Source organism: Streptomyces sp. P9-2B-2, assembly GCF_030406865.1.
Taxonomy (GTDB): domain Bacteria; phylum Actinomycetota; class Actinomycetes; order Streptomycetales; family Streptomycetaceae; genus Streptomyces; species Streptomyces platensis.
This window is the reverse complement of sequence record NZ_CP129126.1, coordinates 7,982,133-8,001,728: the sequence shown is the minus strand read 5'-3', so window position 1 is coordinate 8,001,728 and position 19,596 is coordinate 7,982,133. Positions and strand designations below refer to the sequence as shown.

Annotated in this window: 7 protein-coding genes; 3 read left to right on the top strand and 4 right to left on the bottom strand. The window is 71.0% G+C overall.

Translation table 11 applies throughout. From position 1 onward, the window contains the following. Positions 1–307: 307 nt before the first annotated feature. From QT196_RS35085 to QT196_RS35075, 3 genes are read left to right on the top strand one after another with little or no spacing between them, the layout of a single operon-like run. Entirely contained in the window at positions 308–6,400 is a 6,093-nt protein-coding gene (locus tag QT196_RS35085) for a DEAD/DEAH box helicase (protein WP_290356375.1), read from the top strand. Further along, positions 6,397–8,961, top strand: a complete 2,565-nt coding sequence (locus tag QT196_RS35080; RefSeq protein WP_290356374.1) for a hypothetical protein — start codon at positions 6,397–6,399, stop codon at positions 8,959–8,961. The genes QT196_RS35085 and QT196_RS35080 overlap by 4 nt, the downstream gene beginning before the upstream one ends. 56 nt (positions 8,962–9,017) lie before the next feature. Next, the gene (locus tag QT196_RS35075; protein ID WP_290356373.1) at positions 9,018–15,203 is read left to right on the top strand and encodes a hypothetical protein; all 6,186 of its coding nucleotides are present in this window, start codon (positions 9,018–9,020) and stop codon (positions 15,201–15,203) included. Between the two features lie 108 nt (positions 15,204–15,311). On the opposite strand, the gene QT196_RS35070 is transcribed toward QT196_RS35075, so the two are convergent. The 4 genes from QT196_RS35070 to katG form a co-directional block, all read right to left on the bottom strand. Next, positions 15,312–15,593 (bottom strand): hypothetical protein, encoded by a 282-nt coding sequence (locus tag QT196_RS35070; RefSeq protein WP_266732740.1) that lies wholly within the window; start codon positions 15,591–15,593, stop codon positions 15,312–15,314. Continuing rightward, entirely contained in the window at positions 15,590–15,850 is a 261-nt protein-coding gene (locus QT196_RS35065) for a hypothetical protein (protein WP_290356372.1), read from the bottom strand. The genes QT196_RS35070 and QT196_RS35065 overlap by 4 nt, the downstream gene beginning before the upstream one ends. Next, positions 15,847–16,602 (bottom strand): hypothetical protein, encoded by a 756-nt coding sequence (locus tag QT196_RS35060; RefSeq protein ID WP_290356371.1) that lies wholly within the window; start codon positions 16,600–16,602, stop codon positions 15,847–15,849. The genes QT196_RS35065 and QT196_RS35060 overlap by 4 nt, the downstream gene beginning before the upstream one ends. A gap of 241 nt (positions 16,603–16,843) precedes the next feature. Then, positions 16,844–19,033, bottom strand: a complete 2,190-nt coding sequence (katG, locus tag QT196_RS35055; RefSeq protein WP_290356370.1) for a catalase/peroxidase HPI — start codon at positions 19,031–19,033, stop codon at positions 16,844–16,846. Positions 19,034–19,596 lie beyond the last annotated feature (563 nt).

Below are 19,596 nucleotides of genomic sequence, written 5' to 3'. Positions count from 1 at the left end.
GCACCGGCACTTCGACGGCACCCCACTTTTCCCCCACCGATGGCCACCGGGGCCGGCGGCTTCGACGGCCCCGGTGGGAAGCGTGCTCCTTCCCGGCGCCTTCGAGAGGCGTCGTGCGCATGATGTGTGCGCACCCGCATGGACGCCCCGTCGTTCCGATGGACGCCCCGTCGTTCCGGTCGAACTCTTCGCACCAGTTATCTCTCACCGACAGCGCAGCCCGTGGTCCAAGTGACCGTACGGGTGTCCCGCCTCCCCCACGTCGGCCACCCTGCCGCCCGGCGCGGCGACGTAGGAAGGAACACCCATGGGCAGTCGAGCCTCGGTTTCGTCATCAGCCCGGAAGATCGCCGCACTCATCGCCGCCACCCCGGCTGGACTGGACCGTGCAGGCGTGGCCGCGGCGGCGGCCCGGCGCTATCCGCGCATGCACGAAGCGCGGCTCGCGGCGTTCCTGGCGGAAGCCGTCGAAGGCGGTCTCCTCACCCGCAGTGGGGACCGTTATGCCGCCGCCGTGCCCGTCGACGCCAACGTCGACGCGTTGATATCCGAGGCGTCCGCGGGCGCCACCGCTTCCCCGGCGGCCGCAACTCCCGCACGGCAGCCCGGGGTTCCGGCATCGGCCCGTCCGGCGATCGCCACGCGCGGCGCCGATGCCGGGGGCCGAGCGGCGGTCGGCGCTTCCGAAGACGCAAGCCCACGGCGCGAGTTACTACGTGCCGTCGCTCTCGACATCGAGTCCGTGGTGCGCACCACGGAGAAGAGCCCCTACCTGGAGCGGCACCCCTACGAAATCGCCGCCATCCGCTTCGGCACGGACCAGGAGTGGGTCGATGGGGCGGCGGAGCCGTTCCAGCGCTACCTGACGCTGCCGTCGCCGGAGGATGTCGCGGAACTCCGGTCGGATGCCGTCCGTGAGGCCGTGCTCAGCCGCGGTGTGGACCCCGCCGAAGCGCTGCTCGCGCTGCGCGGCTACCTCGCCGGAGCGGAGGTCGTCATCGCGTACAACGGAACCGCCCTCGACTTCCCCCTGTTGGCGCAGAAGGCCGCGGCGGTCGGCGTCGAGGACCCGCTCGACGGCACCCGCACCGCGGACGCCCTCTACCTCGCGCACGCGATGTGGCCGACGGCCAACTCCCACCGCCTGCACACGCTCGCCACCAACCTCGAGTTGCCGACTGCGGACCTTTCGGCGCACCGGGCCGACGGCGACGCCGAGCTCCTCATCCGGCTGCTTCGGCACGCAGCAGCCGATCTCGCCGAACGCCGCGAGCTGGGGCAGCTGATCGCCGATGTCTGCCGCGACTCCGAGGCCTGGAGCCTCTTGCGGAAGCTCGCCGACCCGGCCGCGCCCGGCGGCCCGTCCGACGACCCCGCCGCCCGGCGCATCTGGGCTCCGGCGGAGGTTGCCCGGCTTCTCGGCGCCGGGCTGGCGCACCATCCGCCTCGGCGCACCGAGGCCGGACCTGGTCCCGGCCGGGGTGCCGTGGTGGTGCCCGGCTCGCTCCGGGGCGACGACGGCAGGGTCGATCCGGCCGCACTGGCCCGCGCCGTCCATGGAACCGAGGCCGAACCGCGGCCCGCCCAGCAGGAGATGGCACGCACCCTGCACGACTGGACCGAACGCGGCCTCAGCGGACTCCTCGAAGCCCCCACGGGCACCGGCAAGAGCTATGCGGTGCTCGCCGCGGCCCTGGAGTGGCTCGCGGGAGGGCCCGGTCGCACCGCGGTCATCGCCACCAACACCAAGCAGTTGCAGAGCCAGCTGGCACGCGACCTCAAGAATCTGGAGCGGGCGCTGCCCGGTGTCCTCGGCGTCACGGACCTGGTCAAGGGCCGCAGCAACCGCCTGTCCCTGGCCACCCTGACCCGTACTCTCGCGGACGCCACCCGAGACCGCGGCCACCGCAGCCCGGGCCGCGGCCCCGGGCGCTGGGTGCACGACCGGCGCTTTCGCGAACTCGCCGTCTACCTCGCCCTCCGCCTGCTCGCGGCCACCGAGCCGCCGGACACCTGGACGGCCCGGTCCGTCGACCCCGTCGACCTCCCGCCGTTCCTGCGCGACTACACCCGTCCCACCATGTTCGGACTCTGGCTCGAAGCCCTCTCCCAGCGCGACGGCGACTACGCCCCGGGGACGGCGGGGCCGCTGACCGCGCACACCGACACCGTGCGGGAGGCACTGGAGGGCCACCGGCTCGTGCTCGCGAACCATGCGCTCGCTGTCGCGCACGCCGACCACCTGGGCGCCCACAGCCAGGAGACCCTGCTGGTGCTGGACGAGGCGCACGAGCTGGAGAACGCCGCCACCTCCGCCCTCACCGTCTCCGTCGACTACCAGGACCTCGAAGCCCTGCTCGCCGACTATCAGGAGTGGACGGCCGGCGCCGCCGACGGCGCGGAACGGAACCGGACCGAGGCCGCCGTGGCCGACCTCGAACGCCTGCTGGACGACGAGCGGCTGCCGCGCCTGGCGGCCCAGGCATTCGACGCCCAGGCCAAGGGCGTCGGCGTGCGGATCGGCGGCCGTGCCACCGCGCTCGCCGGGCCGCACACCGGCACCTCGGGCGCGCGCGTGACCCGCCACCTCTGCCTGCAACTGCGCCGCATCGGCCGGGCCGCCACCGCCTGCCGCATCGGGCTCGAACGGTACGCGGCCCAGCACGGCCCCGGTCTCGACGCCCTCGTCCACGAGCGCTTGCTCGCCCTGGCCGAGCACACCGATACCGTCACCACCGCCCTCGAGCAGATCACCACAGACCTTGACGCGTTCCTCGACCCCGCCCCCACGCTCGACGGTGAGCCGCCCTCGCGCGTGGTGTTCGCTGAGGAACTGGGCGAACTCACAGGTGAGTTGCGCACCTATCGCTTCCGGATCGCCGCAAGCCCTGTCGAGCTGCCCGCGTCCGCGGAGTGGCGCGGCTTCCTGGCGTCGTTCCCGCGCGTCCACTATGTCTCGGCCACCCTGCGCGTGGCGGGGGCCTGGGATTTCCTCCGCGACCGCCTCGGCCTCGCCGCGGACCTGCCGGCACTCGCGCTGGCTTCCCCGTTCGACCTGCGCCGACAGACCGAGCTGGTGTGCTTCTCCGACTTCCCGTCATGGGCCGAGCAGGAGGAGGGGGCGCTGCGCACCGTCGCTCACCAACTCGCCGGATACGCAGAGGAGATGACACACGAACGCGACGATGGATGCGGGTACGACGGCGGGGGCATGGTGCTGACCACTGCACGGGCCACCGCCGCCGGCATCGGCGCCCACCTCGTACGCGAACTGCGCATCCGCGGCTGTGAGGCCCCGGTCGTGGAGGCCATGACGCTCGGCAACGGCACGGCCTTCCAGACCTTCACCGACCGCGAGCAGGGCGGCGGCTTTCTCGTGGGAACGAAGGGCCTGTGGCAGGGCGTCGACGTCTCCGACGAGCACCGGCTGCGGCTCGTGTGGATCAATAAGCTGCCGTTCGCCCCCTTCGCGGCGCCTGTCGTCGAGGCCCGCCGGGCCGCTGTCCGCCACCGGGCCGCCGAGGCCGGACATCCCGACCCGGACGGGGTGGCGACCGAGCGGTACTACCTGCCCCTTGCCGCGCTTCAGCTCCGGCAGGCCGTCGGCCGGCTCATCCGTTCCGACCGGCACCGTGGCGTGATCGTCATCAGCGACCGCAAGCTCGCCGGGCCCGGTCTCCTGCGCCGCTCCTACCGCCGCGCCTTCCTCGGCAGTCTGGACGAGGGCCTGACGCGGGCCGACCCGGAGACGGGTGATGTCGGCGGCGACAACGTCTGCACGGCAGACGAGGGCTGGCGGCGCATCTGGCGTTTCCTGGCCCGTACCGGCCTCCTCGACTCCGCCCGGGCCGACGAGCTGTGCACCGCCGAGGCGCTGGCTCGTCACACCCTGCTGCCACACACCCGCATGATCCGCGAACTGGCCCTGGACGCCACCGCAGTGGAAAAACTACGGGCCGAGGGAAAGCTGGTGGAAGAGGTCCTCGCACGCGCCGGGCGGATCGGCGGCCTGCTCCGGTTGTCGGACGAACCGACGGCGCTGCGGCCCGCCCAGCAGGCGGTCATCGCCGCTGCCGTCGAGGGGCGCAATGTGCTCGGGCTGTTGCCCACCGGCTTCGGGAAGAGCTACACGTTCCAACTGCCCGCCCTCGTCCTGCCGGGGGTCACCCTCGTGGTCAGCCCCCTCGTGGCCCTGATGCACGACCAGGCCCTGGAGCTCAACCGCACCATCGGCGGAGCGGTCCGCGCGCTCATCTCCCCGCTGCGCGAGTCCAGCAGCCGGACCGGCAAGACCGAGGTGGCCGACCAGCTCACCGGGCGCCACGACCATGGCATCAGGATCCTCTACGTCAGTCCGGAACGCCTCAGCCAGCGCCGCTTCCGCGAACTCGTCCGCGAGGCGGTCCGCACCGGCCGCGTGACCCGCATCGCCGTTGACGAGGCGCACACCCTCGCCCAGTGGGAGGACTTCCGTCCCAGCATGCGCCGCCTCGGCCGGTTCCTCGGCGAGCTCCGGCGGGACCACGGGCTGACCGTCACCGCCGTCACGGCCACGGCCAACCGGACCGTGCACGAGTCGCTGCGTGCGCAGCTCTTCGGGACGACCGCGCCGGTGCCGCGTGCGGAATCACCCGAGGACATCGCGGAGCGCACCCGGGAGCCCGCCTGCACGTCGCTGGTGACCGTGCGCGAGAACCCCATCCGGCCGGAACTGGCCCTGCACCGCCGGTCCCTCGGGCAGCTCGGCCCCGCCGGGGTGACCGGCCTCGTCGAGCGCGTAGTGGACGCCGTCGACGGTCACGCGATCCTCTATTGCCTGACCGTCAAGGAGGTCAACACCCTCTACACCCACCTTCAGGAGTACGCCGGCACCGGGCGGACCAGGGTCCTGCGCTTCCACAGCCGGCTGACCGAGGCCGAGAAGTCCGCCACCACCACGGTCTTCCGGGAGGCACCACGCCAGGGAGAGGAGGGGTTCGCCCCGGTCGTCATCGTGGCAACCTCCGCTTTCGGGCTGGGGGTGAACCGGCCGGACGTGCGCACGGTCTTCTGTGTCTCACCGCCCACCGACCTGGCGGCGCTCTATCAGCAGGTGGGCCGGGCAGGGCGGGACCGGGCGGGCCGTGACCTCGACGACGACGCGGTGAACCTTGGCCTGACCCTGGCGACCAGCCGTGGCCTGCGCATGGTCCGCTTCATGACCGGACAGGACCTGCCTCCCCAACTGCTGCGCCGCATGGGGCGACTGGTGCTCCAGCAGCGCGACGGCACCCTCGACCCCGTCCGTCTCGCGGACCGCCTGATGACCGAGGACCTGGCGAGCGGGGACCTCACCGAGACGGACCTTGCCGACCGGCACGTCCAGGACCGCTACCGCACCGGCGTCATGCGTGCCTTCAGTGCCCTCGCCGACCTCGGCGCCATCACCGACTTGGGCGATCATCCTCCGTACTGCGCCGTCAAGGCCGGTGAGATGGGCGGTGTGCAGGAGCGCGTGGCGCCCTCGGCCGGCACCGGCCGCGGCCCCGACCACACCGACACCGACACCGAAGCCGCCCGTGTCGAAGGACTCGTCGTCGCGCAGGCACTCGCGTGGGACACGCCGGGCAAGATCGACGTCCGGGTGCTCGACCGCGCCCTGGAGGCCGGTGTCCCCGGCTACCGCACCTACGTCAAGGGGCCCGCCGCCACCTGGGAGCTCCTCGCGGACCTGCACGACCGTGGCCACCTGGATGTGTCCGCGGCACCCAGCAAACGCTTCGTCACCGGTCTCGGCATCCACCTCGACGACCTGCCGGCGGGCTACCTTCCGCTGCTGATGCGGCGCAACACCCGCGCCGGCGAGGAACTCAGCCGGCTCAAGGCGTACTTCGAAAGCCCCGACGTGTGCGCACAGCACGTCATGGCGGACTACTTCGGATCCGACGATCCGCCCAAGTCGTGCTGTAGCACCGCCGGCAGCCGGTGCTCGGCCTGCTGGGATGCCGGCCGGGCGCCTGAGAACGAACGCCGCCCCGAGGTGGCGCGCGCCTTCCACAGTCCCCGCCCGCGCGACGGTGGCGCACACGTGGACAGCGCCCAGCGCGAGCAGCGCGTCGACCGCCAGGTGCACCGACTGCTCCAGCTCCAGCCCCGCGGTATGCATCCACGCCGGGTGTGGCACGCGCTGCGCGGAGACGAGTCGGCCTTCCTGCCGGGCGCCGGACGGATGGTGGCGCTGCCGCGTGCCCTGCGCGACAGCCGGCACTTCGGCGGCCGGGCCGACCTGGGTTTCCCGGAGGTCGGCCGGAGCCTGGCGCGGCTGGCACAACGGGGCGCCGCGCAGGAACTTCCCGACGGCACGTGGCAACCACTGCGCCCAGTCGGCGCCACAGCGGAAGCGAGGAGGAACGGGGCATGACGACAAGGGACATAAGCCTTACCGCCGTCCGCGACGAGGTCTGGGCACCCTACGAGACCGCACCCGTGCTCACCCCGGCGATGGCGGCCGGGCCGGCCGCGGTCCCCGGTGAGGAACTCGACCGGCTGCGGACCTATCTGGCTGCTGTGGTGGCGGACCGCCGCGGACCGGTGCATACCGCGGTCGCCTTCAACGCCGCCTATTTCGGCTACGAGACGGGCGGCGAGGGGTACGGCAATGGCGCCTTCGACCTCGACGGCTTCCCCGTGGTCACCCTCGGCGGCGACGCGCCCGCCCTCCCCGTGGGCTCCCTGGTCCGTATCGAGACCGGTTCGGACCCGCTGTACGCCGAGATCGTCTACAAGGAGGGCCAGCGGCACGACACCGCCGACGGGCCACAGGTCGAACCGGCCTGGCTGTCCGGAGCGCCGGTGCACGCCACCGGCCCCGGACAGCTGGGCTCCGCAGGACCTTGTACACGACGGGAACTGCTGGTACCGGACCTGACGGTGTTCGGCCCGGGCCTGTGCCTGGAGACCAAAAAGCTCAAGCGGCTGCGCGACCACGGCAAGTGGCTCAACCGCGACGGGCACGTGGTGATGCATGCCCGCTACGAGTCGGCCGAAGCTGCCGGTCGCGACGCCGCGGCCGCTTTCGTCGACCACCTCCTCACCACCCAGCGTGCCGCCCTGCTCGATCCGAACGTCCCCGTCCCGCTCGTCCACCTGGCCGGTACGACGGACGAGGCTGCCCTGCGCACCGCGCTCACCGCGCTGATGGCGGTCGTCGACCACGCCCTCATGGCCAACGACGACCTGCGCCGCTGGAACCACTACGCCCTGACCCGGGCCCGGGTCGGCCGCGGCCTGGCCCAGGACGGCCCGCTCGGGCACGCGGACCTCCAGGACCTGGCCGGCTCGGTGCAGCGCAGTGTGCTGCCGGTAGGTCGTCGGCGCTACGGCCTGGAGGCGCGGAGTACCGCCTACACGGCGGTCGGGCCGTGGCTGCGCACCGTCGCAGGCGCCGGGCAACAACTGTGCGACGTGGAGTACGCGGTCTCCGTGTGCCGCGCGAACCTGGCGCTCGCCGACCTCGTACGCGACACGGAGCACGGGCTCTTCCCGGACCGGGACGTCCGGGTCGGGCTGGACGACCCCTTCGAGAGCGGCGGCGTCTGGCGCTCACACCACCCCGGTACGCAGGAAGAGAACCATGACCCGCTGGTTCCGGCGGGCCTGGGCTGGCGGGCCGCTGCCGAACCGCCCGCACCAGTGCGGCCGCCCGAACCGCAACCGGCTCTCTCAGAGGAGCCGGTTCCCGAGGTCGCGTCGGACGAGAGCACCGAGACCGCCGGCGGGGACAAGGCACCTGACGCAGTGGAGACGCCTGCGGCGGACGACACCACCGATACGACGTCGGACCAGGCCACCGCCGTGGACCAGGAGGCGGAGACGGACCAGGAGGCGGAGACGCACCCGTCGCAGGAGGCGGACGAGGCAGCCGACGCCGTGCAGACTCCGGACCCACAAGCGGCGGACCTCCCCTCGACGCCACTCGACGGTCCACTGCCCGATGACGACGCGCTCGGCGGTACCAGCCTGCTCCGGATCGCGAACAGCGAGGTGTCCTGGCAACTGACCCTGCGTCTGAGCCACTTGCTGGAAGGCACTCTTCCGCTGCGCCCGATCGTCAGCGACACCCTGCGCCGACTCAGCGACGCGAGCCATCCGATCCGCGTGGAACTCCACCATCCCGGCGGAGAGCTCGATCCGGACGAGGAGTACCAGCCGGTCGCCCTCGCCGAAGAGGGCAACACGCTCACCTCCATCGCCTGGCCCATCGACTTCTTCCCTGGGCTGCGTCTGACCCTTCAGTGGCCGCGCGGCGGGCTGGTGGTGCGCCTGTCCACCATCGAGTTGGAAGTCCCCGTCGAGGTGGACGGCGACCTCATCCACCACGCCTACGACGCGCAGGTCCGCACCCGGGAGAGCGCGCCGGGCAGTGACCACAGCCGCGACTCGGCTCACGGCCTGGACGATCGCGATCTGGTCCTGCGGGCAGTCCGCCGCTGCGGGCTGCTCACCGTCGACGGCCATGCCCTCCTCGACCGGGAGGCGCTGCCGCGGACCGTACACGGCACGGTCCCGCAGGCCGGTCGGCTCACGGGTCTGGAAACCGCGGTGCAGCAGCTCCTCGCCGACCGGAAGCTGTACGCCGCCACCGGGAGCCGCGACCGCACCGGTCTGCCGCATTACCCGCCCCGGCCCGGAGAGCCCGCGATCCCGCTCATCGGGTACGACCCACGGCCGCGGGCCGTCCCCCGGACCACCGCCCCGCACCCCACCGGGCTCCTCCGCCATACCGGCGCCCAGTACCACGTCGAGGGGTTCCTGCGCCGGCTGCCGACCGGAGAGGAACCGAGCAACGCCCAGCGCGCCGCCTACCGCAAGCACTGCCAATGGACGGGGAAGGCCGACGGCTGCGACCTGCCACACGGGTTCACCTTCGTCACCGCCCACGCCCGCACGTCCCGTACCGGCAGTGGCGTCCGCGTTCGCTGACGCCGGTCCGGCCCGACGTCCGCACCACCACCGAGACCCATGGAGTCCCGCACCAGATGACACGACGCCCTCCCCCGTCCGACACCGCGCCTTCCTCCGAGTCCGAGCTGCCGGTCGAGACCCTGAAAGAGCTATCGACCGCGCTGGACGCCTTGGGACCGGTCGTCGGACCGGCCCTCGCCGACCTCGGCGCCGCCGAGATGGCCATGGCCCTCAACGCCCTTTCGCTGCGAGACCGTCAGTACCTGCTTCGCCTCCTCAACATCCACAAGGTGGCCCCCCGCCGGGTCGGGCGGGTGCTGAGCGAGCAAGTGCTCACGCGCATCAGGCGGTTGGAGAACGAGTCGGACCAGCGGCACGCCGCCCTGCACCTCACCCGGCGCATCAGCGGTGAGGTGGTGGCGGCCGCCTTTGCCTGCGAGCACGGACGCGCCGGGGGCGACCCGGCCGCGCGCTGGGGCGCCACGCTGCTGCGTCTGACCGTCTTCAGCCACCTTCGGGCGTCCGCGTTCGACGCCCGGATCGTCCTGTGGACCGCCGGACGGGGCTGGTTCGGACTGCCGGCCGAACCGTCGGCTCTCACGGCTGCGGCGGACGCGGCGGCGCGGATCGTCGATGCGACGCCACACTATGAATGGCCGGGTGCGGAGGGAGAGTCGCCGGACGACTGCGCGCACGAGACCGAGGCCGAGGCCGAGGCCGCGGACACCGGCTCCCGCGCCGCTGACACCACTCCCGTGGCCATCCCGGCGCAGGATTCTGCCCAGCCGCAACCCACCGGCGGCACCACCGTCCCCGAACCCCGTCAAGCACCGCCCCAGACTCCAACGAGCGCTTCCGAAGCGGATGTTGACGCTGCCTGCGCACTGCTGAAGCAGACCGTCGAGGCCGGACGGCAAGCCGGCGAGCGGGTTCTCTCCGTACTTCAGGACGGCCGGGCGCCCAGCGAGAACGACCTGACCTCATTGGCCGCGGTCGAACCGGCACTCGCGCACATGCTCGCCCTCCTCGCCGCCGCGGGCCACACCGAGGTGCCCGCCCGGCTCGCCGACATCGCCGAGGCCGTGCGCGACCATCGGGCACGGGCCGAGGAGATCAAGGCGGCCCGCACCGACCTGAGCCTTCTGGGCACCTTCCGGTGCCACCGGAACAGCCCGGTCGCCGACGCCCTTGCCGACGCCCAGGCACGTGCCGCGCGGCTCCTCGCGCTACCGGTGTGGAATGCGGACGAGGAGAGCGCAACGACGCCCCTGCGCCTGCTGGTCGAGCTGGTGCGGCTGCGGGACGAGCCGGAGGCATCCGACCAACTCGTCGCCACCCAGCAGCGGTTGACCACCGTCCATCCTCCCTACGCGGTGGCCGCCGTCCTGCACGACCAGATCGACTCGGTCGGGGCTCCTCCTGCCGAAGCGACCTCCACAGTCACGTCCGCCGCGCCGGACGAGGCCGATGACTCTCCCGCGCCGGCCGACAGCGACCCGCCCGCCGCCACGCCGTCGACCGAACCGCCGGAGGGTCGGCAGGCCGGTGATCCGGCCGATAGTGGCGCCGAAGCGGGCGCACCGGACTCCGGTTCTTCCTTCGGCGCCACTACGGCGGAAGACGCCGCGGAGGGCTCCGCCCCGGTCCCCACCTCGTCCGCCTCCGCCACCATCACCGCCACCGCGTCCGGTGAGGCAGCCGACACCGACACCCAGCCGGTCACCGACACCACGCAGAGCGCGCCCGCAGTCACGGCCCCCGCAGTGGGACCCACCCCGACGACGCCACACGCCGACGGGGCGCCTCGCCGTCAGGAGACCGGTGCGCCCGCGCACCCCGCGCCGGGTGCGGCGGACACGGCCGCCGCGCTGGCGCGTCTCGTCGCCGAGAAGCGCTTCGGTCTCGCCGCACATCTCTCGGCCGCGGCAGGCCGTCCGGCCGCCGAGCAGACCGCCCTGCGGCTGGCCGCGGTGGCGACCGCCCTGCGCAGGCGCGCCGACCCCGCCGCGCTCTCCCTCGTCGACGCGCTGCGCAGCGAGGAGGCACAGGAGGGAACCGAGAGCGACGGTGTGCCGCTGCTCCTTCTCCCCGTCCTGGTGCGCACCGCCCTGGTCACCGGGGAACCGGTGGTCGGTGCCCAACTGAAGGCGCTGGTACCGCGGCTGCCCGGCGCACTCGCGGAAGTCGCAGGCGCCGTGGCCGACCCGGCCCTCAAGGGTGCCCTGCTGATCGCGCCGCCCAGGTCGGTCGTCGCCGATGTCTCCGAGGCGGAGAGCCGGCTGCTCGCCGCCGCGGATGCCTGCCGCGCGCTGCTCACCGCACCCACGATCCGGTTCCAGCGCGCCACGCACATGGTCACCCTTTGGCTCCAGCCCGGTGGACAGCTCGGGGCCGCCCTGCACGCCATCGCCGACGGCGATCCGGAGGCGCCGCGGCTGGCCGAGGAACTGCTCGGCAGCACCGGCCGCCGGTCCCGTATCGAGGCCGCCATCGACCAGATGGACACCGAACTACGCCACAACAACGGACGTGGCCTTCAGGGCGCGGGCCGGACGAACGTGCGCCAGTTCATCGCCCGGGTCCGCGAAGCGGTTACCGAGTGGCGGGCCGCGCAGCACGACGTCGGGACGCATCACAGCGAGGGCAACGCCTGGGCGTTCGAGACGGTGGCCACTCTTCGACTGCTCTTGCTGGGCCTGCGCGAACGCGTCATCGCCGACCTGGCGGCCGCGAGCCACCGCGCCACCCCGCTGACCGCGGCCGCCGCGATGGTGGCCCGGGAGGTCCTGGAGACCGCGTTCGCGGAGCTCGCCGACGGCACCTCCGCTCGCCCCGTGCCGCAGGACGCCCTCGCGCACGAGGTGGCAGCCGTCCTGGACATCGAGCTCCGCAAGTTGCCGCATCCCGCCGCCGGTCCGGCCTCGGTCACCGAACTGCTGGCTCTCGTGGACGTCCCCTGGGACGAGGCCGTGGCGCGGCAGGTGGCCCGGGACGACTTCACCGCCGCCCGCACCATCTTCGACCTCGCCGACCGGAACCTGCTGCCCGCAGCGGCCACACTGCATCGCGCTGAACGGGACCGTGCCGAGCTGGACCGGACGGAGCAGCAGCGGCGCGCAGCGCTCGTCGCCCGCGTCCAGGAACTGTCGGTGGCGCTGGGACGGGCGCAGGCCGATGGCGCCCTCACCGTGGAGCAGGACGTCAACCTCCAGGAGCTCCTGGCCGATGCCTCCGCTCCCGCCACCGCTGGTGACGCACCTGAGCTCGCCGGTGTTCGCCGCAATCTCGACCAGGTGTCCGCCCTGCTGCCGCGCTACCGGGAGGAGGCCGCCTCCCGGCTGCGGGCCCGGCTCGCCGAGCTGCCCGAGGTGAGCCCCGAGGACCGCGAACACGTTCAGCGCGCCCTGGACACCGACAACCTGGCGACCGCCGCCGAGCTCGTGTACTTCCTGGAACTGGGCGAGCCCGTGCCCGAGGTCCGTTCACAGGATTCGCACCTTGAGGCGTTCTTCCCCGACGTGCCCCGGGCCCTGCCCGCCGGTATCACCCAGAAGCTGGTCGGCACCGTGCGCAATCGGCGCCGGTGGTCCGGCCTCGCCACGCTCGACTACGAGGACCTGTCGGTCGAGCAGGCGGAGCGCGCCGCGGAAGCCCTGGAGCTGTGGCACCGTCTCGCCTCCGCCCACGACCGCGTCAACATCAACCCGCGCGCCGACCTGACCCCCGCGCTCTCCCTGATCGGTTACGAGGCCAAGCGCGCACGGCCGCTGAGCGACTTGCCACGCGGCAAGGACTACCGCTTCTTCGAACTCGCAGACATCCAGGTCACCGGCCGGGCCTGGGCACCCGCCTTCGGTTCGCAGATCGCCGACAGCGGGCACAAGCTGCGGGTACTGCTGATCTGGGACCGCCCGTCGGCCGACCTGCTGCGCAGCCGTATCTCTCAGGATCCCAGCGAGAACAGCCTGCTCGTGGTCCACTTCGGCACCATGGACCGGCGGACCAGGACCGAGTTCGCCGCCGGACTCCGCGACGGCAAGCCGGTCATGGTCGTCGATGACGCGGCACTCGCGTACCTGGCGGCACACGGCAACCGGCGCATCGACGCCGCCAGCGAGACCATGCTGCCGTTCTCCGCGGTGAACCCGTACATCAAGGAGAAGCGCGGTCAGATCGGCCGGGAGATGTTCTACGGCCGGGACCGGGAACGCAAGAGCATCCTCGACCCGCAGGGCACGCAGATCCTCTACGGCGGCCGGGGGCTGGGAAAGTCGGCCCTGCTGGCCGATGCCGGAGACCGCTTCGAGGAGCAGAGCCCCTCGTACCGCAAGCTCTACCTCAACCTCGACAAGATCGGCATCGGCCGGGGCACCGCCCAGGGCGCCGACGCGATCTGGCCCACTCTCGACCGCGAACTCACCCGTGGCGGCATCCTCGAACCGCCCCGCCGGCGCGGTCCCCAGCCCGAGCCGTACCAGCGAGTCACCGACGGCATCGCCCAGTGGCTCGACGCCGATACCGACCGCCGGCTGCTGATCCTGCTCGACGAATGCGACCGGTTCTTCGAATCCGATGTGCCGGAATGCACCGAGACCCGCAGGCTGCGCGGCCTGGGCGATGCGTCCCGGGGCCGGGCCAAGGTGGTCTTCGCAGGTCTGCACTCGGTGCAGCGCTTCACCCGGCTGGCCCGAAACGGGCCGTTCAGCCACTTGGCGCAGACACCGACGGTCGTCGGCCCGCTCGCCCCGCAGTTCGCGGCGGATCTCATCGTGCATCCGATGCGAGCTCTCGGCTTCGAGTTCGACAACGCGGACCTCGTCAACAGGGTGCTGGGGTTCTGTTCCTACCAGCCGTTCCTGTTGCAGATCTTCGGCAGCCGCATGGTGCAGGTCATGCAGGAAAAGCGCGCCCGCCTCGCTCCGGAGGCGCACCCGCCGTATGCCATCGAGGCCGCCGACGTGGACGCCGTCGAGCAGGACGCCACCCTCCGCTCCGACATCACGGCTGCCTTCAAGGACACACTTGCGCTGGACGACCGCTACAACGTGGTCGCCAACGTGCTTGCCCAGCACGCCCGTGACCACGGCCTGGAAACCCGGCTGAGCGACCACCAGCTGCGCGAGGAATGCGGCGGCTGGTGGCCCCAGGGCTTCGAGCAGCTCGACAGCGAGGGTTTCCGCGCCTACCTCCAGGAGATGGTGGGCCTCGGCGTGCTGGCCCCCAACCATGACGGCCGCGGCTGGCACCTGCGCGGTCCGAACGCCCTACGGATGATCGGCACCGCGCAGGAGATCGAGGCCCGGCTGCTGAGTGCGGAGCGGGAATGCCGACTGGAGGAGGCCGTGGTGCTGGAGAGCCGCCCGGAACTCTACGGCAACCGTGCGGCGCCATTGACGGTCAATCAGATCGACTATGTGCTCGGAGAGGGCGGCAACCAGGTGCGGGTCATCCTGGGAACGCCCGCCACGGGCATCGCGGACGTCGAGCGCACCTTGCGGGACGCCACGGGGCGGGGCGCCAACTGGACCGTACCGGCGATCGGCAGTGCCAACGTCTTCCGCCGCGCCCTCACGGACGGCCGGGCCGGCGAGCGCCGGCTGCTCGTCAGCGACCTCAGTGACGGCAGCGCCAAGGCGTGCCGGGAGTCCCTGGCGCAAGCCCGCGAGCTGGTGCCGGAAGAGCACGAGGCCACCCGATCCGTGGTGCTGATTTCCGACTTCGGACAGGTCGACTTCTGGTACGACCTGCTGGAGTCGCCCGAGGCCGACATGGCCGCCATGGTGGTCCCGCTGCGCCGCCACGACGCACGGAGTCTGCGCGACTGGGCACTGGCCCGCGGCCTGTTCGAAACCGATGAACGGCTGCACCGCCTCGCCGCGCTGTCCGGCGGTTGGCCGCTGCTGCTCGACAAGGTCGTGGAGCTGCACTCCGGCCATCACGACCAGGACCGCGCCCTGCGGGAACTGGAGGCCTGGCTCGCGGAGAAGGAGGGCGCCGAGGAGTTCGTCGAGGCGGTCGGCCTGGGCGAGGACATCGACCAGCGGGCCGCCTGCCTGGCGATCGTCCACGAGTGGAAGGACGCCTGGGAGGACGACACCTATGTGCGGGCGGCGGCCGAGACCTCCGGTCTCACACCGTCCCGGGCACGCACCGTCGTCGACTGTCTGGAGGTCCTCCAGGTGCTGGAACGCGACATCGACCGGCTGCGGGTCGAGCCCGTCGTCCTGGCAGCCCTGAAGGTGACGGGCGCACTGAAGTGACCTGAGGCGACGCTGACCTCAACCACGGGCCGGGGCCGGCCCGTGGTTGAGGTCAGGTGGCGTGCGGGCCCCGGACCAGCGGGTCACCGCAACCTCCACCCGATCCCGTCAGTGGCCGTGACCGTGACCACCGCCGTGGTCAGCGTGGCCGTAGCCGCCGCCCTGGCCGCCACCGATGTGCCCGCCCCCGCCGTGCTTGGCACCGCCCTGCCCTCCCCCGCCTTGGCCGCCACTGCCAACGATCGTCCACGGGCGCATCAAGTCATCATCTTCGTGTTCGAGAAGATGGCAGTGGTGGACGTATGTCGCCGGGAGCACGGTGCCGCTGCCCGGGATCGACGCGATCGTATCCATCGGCGGGGTGAATTCCCCGGTGATGATTCTGGTCACCGTCTCCGGATATGACATTGCCCGATCAGGAAGTTCAGCATTTGCAGCGGAGTACGGAATCCGCCGTCGGTGCCGATCAGCCAGAACGGCAGATTGGGCTGAAGCAGTGCGGAGCTGGGAACGTCGAACCTCAGCCGCCAGAAGCGCTCGTTGGAAGCGTTGAGAATGCGCAGCCGGTAGCGTCGTGGCTCGACGGCCAGGAAGGGGTATGCCTTCCCATTGACGACCGGGGTGTCCTCACCTTCCCTTTGCATCATGGTGTAGGCGAGCGAGCCGTCCCGGCCGAAGGTCCGGTCCTGAAGGACGAGGGGACCTCGAATTCGCCGCGCGGCAGCCCTAGCCGCTCGTCGGCGGGGTCACGAATGAGGTAGAGACCGGCAAGGCCCGCGTAGACGTTGACGCTGGTCATCCCCATGCCGTGATCGTGATACCAGAGCATCGACGAACGCTCGTGGTTGGTGTACGCGCAGATCGCTTCGTTGGGTTTGACCCGGCTCGGGTCCAGGGTGGTGTAGGACTCGGCATGGAAGCCGTCCGGGCTGAACGAGTGCAGCGGCATACCGTCGGATTGTGGTGCGGTGAAACCGCCGTGCTGGTGCACGACGTTCCACACACTCACATTCTTGGGAAAGGGCGGCTTGCTCTTGTAGGGAGGCGGAGCCGTCGGGGCGAGCTGGGGGTCCCCGCTGCGAATGCTGTCGATGACGGACTGGAAGAGGTGGGTGGTCGGCAGCTTGTTGCGGTACTTGACGACCGTCGGGTGGTTCGCGGTCACGCTGATGGTCGGCCCGAGATAGCCCATGCCGATCGCCTTGCGAGGATCCTTGGGGTTCTTGGCCCAGTAACCCCACACGGTTGCCGGCTTGAGATCCCGGTGAAAGCGCCACAAGCCCTGCCGCATCGTGATCTCGTAGTAGTCGGCACCCGGGTAGACCGAAGGATCCGGGATGGCCGTCAGCGGCGTGGGCAGCGGATCGACGTACTTCTCCAGCGGAGGAGTTGAGGTCACCGGTGCATCGTCCGCAGACCCGGTCCCGTGAGACGACGACGCATACCTGTGTGCTCCCAGAACACCCAGCGGAAGCATGGCCGCACCCCCCACGGCACCGAGATTCTCGTCCTCCTCGGATGCGCCATGGTGACCAAGTGGTCGCAGGTGCAGCCCTCCTGGACCGCTCGCAACCACCCTGACTGAACCCGAGGTGTCCCGGTCGGCCGATGACTGTGAAGGACCGACCGGGACATCGGCCTCAGGCGAGGTCGAACCGATCGAGGTTCATCACCTTGTCCCAGGCCGCCACGAAGTCGCGTACGAACTTCTCGCCCGCGTCCTGGGACGCGTAGACCTCCGAGACGGCTCGGAGCTGGGAGTGCGAACCGAAGATGAGGTCGACGGCGGTGGCGGTCCACTTGACCTCGCCCGTGACGCGATCCCGGCCTTCGAAGACGTTCTCAGCCGATGCCGACGCCTTCCACTCCGTGCCCATGTCGAGCAGGTTGGCGAAGAAGTCATTGGTCAATGTCTCCGGCCGCCGTGTGAAGACACCATGGGAACTTCCTGCGAAGCCGGTGGTCAGGGCGCGCATACCGCCCATCAGCACCGTCATCTCGGGAGCGGTCAGCGTCAGCAGGCTGGCGCGGTCCAGCAGGAGCGTCTCCGGCGACAGCTTCTCTCCGGCCCGGAGGTAGTTGCGGAACCCGTCTGCCCTGGGTTCGAGCACGGCGAACGACTCCACGTCGGTCTGCTCCTGCGAGGCGTCCGTACGCCCAGGTGCGAACGGGACCGTGACGGCGTGCCCCGCGTTCTTCGCCGCCTGCTCGACGGCCGCGCATCCGCCCAGGACGACCAGGTCGGCGAGGGACACTTTCCTTCCGCCGGTCTGTGAGCCGTTGAAGTCCTGCCGGATCTGTTCGAGGGTCTGCAACACCTCGGCCACCTCGGGCAGGTCGTTGACCTCCCAGTCCTTCTGCGGCGCGAGGCGAATCCGTGCCCCGTTGGCCCCGCCACGCTTGTCGGTGCCGCGGAAGCTTGACGCCGCCGCCCAAGCGGTGGTGACCAGCTGGGAGACGGACAGCCCCGAGGCGAGGACCCTGCGCTTGAGGTCAGCGATGTCGTCGGCGGCGACCAGTTCGTGATCGACCTCGGGGACGGGGTCCTGCCACAGCTGCGGCTCGGCAATCCACGGGCCGAGGTAGCGCGAGAGCGGTCCCATGTCGCGGTGCAGCAGCTTGTACCACGCCTTGGCGAACGCTACCGCGAGCTTGTCCGGGTTCTCGTGAAAGCTCTTCGCGATCGGTCCGTAGATCGGGTCCACCTTCAGCCCGAGGTCCGTCGTCAGCATCATGGGAGCGTGCCGCTTCGACGGGTCATGGGCATCCGGCACCGTGTTCTGGGCCGCGGCGTCCTTCGGAGTCCACTGCTTCGCCCCGGCGGGGCTCGTCGTCAGCTCCCAGTCGTACCGGAACAGGTTGTCCAGGTACTCGTTGTCCCACTTCGTCGGCTGGGAGGTCCACGCGCCCTCCAGCCCACTGGTGAGCGCGTCGGCGCCCTTGCCGCTGCCGTACGTGTTCCGCCAGCCGAGGCCCTGCTGCTCGAGGGGACCCGCCTCGGGCTCCGGGCCGATGTACGAGGGATCGACCGCACCATGGCACTTGCCGAACGTGTGTCCGCCGACGATGAGCGCCACCGTCTCCTCGTCATTCATCGCCATCCGCCCGAATGTCTCGCGGATGTCCCTGGCGGCAGCCATCGGATCCGGGTTGCCATTGGGCCCCTCCGGATTGACGTAGATCAGACCCATCTGGACGGCACCGAAAGGACCGGTGAGTTCCCTGTCGCCGGTGTAGCGCTCATCTCCCAGCCAGGTGTCCTCGGGCCCCCAGAAGATTTCCTCGGGTTCCCAGATGTCCTCCCGCCCGAAGCCGAACCCGAACGTCTTGAACCCCATCGATTCCATGGCACAGTTGCCGGTGAAAACCAGAAGGTCGGCCCAGGAGATTTTCCGCCCGTACTTCTGCTTGACCGGCCAGAGCAAACGGCGCGCTTTGTCGAGGCTCACGTTGTCCGGCCAGCTGTTGAGGGGCGCAAAGCGCTGTGCACCGGCGCCGCCACCGCCCCGGCCGTCGGCGATCCGGTACGTTCCCGCCGCGTGCCAACTCATCCGGATGAAGAGCGGCCCGTAGTGGCCGTAGTCGGCCGGCCACCAGTCCTGCGACGTCTTCATCACCTCGAATACGTCGCGCTTCAGCGCGTCGACATCAAGGGTCGAGAACTCTTCCGCGTAGGTGAAGTCCTCGTCCATCGGATTGGACCGGGACGAATGCTGATGGAGAATCTGCAGGTCCATCTGATTCGGCCACCAGTCCCGGTTCGTCCTGGGCTGGGTCGGCGTGGGGGCCGGGGAAGGGATTACTGGGTTCTCGCTCTCGCTGCCGGACACGTCCGTCCTTCTTCCTGTCGCGAAGTTTCCTTCTGCTGGCTGCTGGCTACTGGCTACTGGCTGCTTGCTCTTGACGTTGGTTTTCTCGTGGTGTCGAACGCGGCGACCTGCGCTCACAGCGCGCCACGGCGCCCACCGGCCGGCACCGCCGGACCAGACCCGCGGCAGTCGACGCGGGCTACCGGCCGGCGAGAACCCACCCTCATGCACGACGCCGATGATCGATCCTGTGTCGGCGTCCGTATGGTCGCGCACCACAGGCCACACCGTTACGAGAACACGCTGAGCACCCTGCGTAACAAGCACTCGAAGGCCGAAGATGATGTGGTCGTACCTCCGGCGGGTACGGCAGCGGCCTCGTCAAGCGACGCAGCCGGCGGGTCGGTGGGGTGCCGTCGGCAAGTAGAGCCATGTCATGGCCGGGGGGGCTGGGTGAGCCGGGTTCCCGCAGGTATGGGGGCTGCGGGCGGGCGGGGTCACCGTGCGGTTCACCGAGTACCCCGGAGCGGTGCACGGGTTCCTCGCCATGCCGGGCGTGGAGAAGCGGGCCAAGAACGCCCGTG

Coding starts and splice junctions, on each gene's coding strand:
- QT196_RS35085 (WP_290356375.1), top strand. CDS start 308: ATGGGCAGTCGAGCCTCGGTTTCGTCATCAGCCCGGAAGATCGCCGCA.
- QT196_RS35080 (WP_290356374.1), top strand. CDS start 6,397: ATGACGACAAGGGACATAAGCCTTACCGCCGTCCGCGACGAGGTCTGG.
- QT196_RS35075 (WP_290356373.1), top strand. CDS start 9,018: ATGACACGACGCCCTCCCCCGTCCGACACCGCGCCTTCCTCCGAGTCC.
- QT196_RS35065 (WP_290356372.1), bottom strand. CDS start 15,850: ATGATGCAAAGGGAAGGTGAGGACACCCCGGTCGTCAATGGGAAGGCA.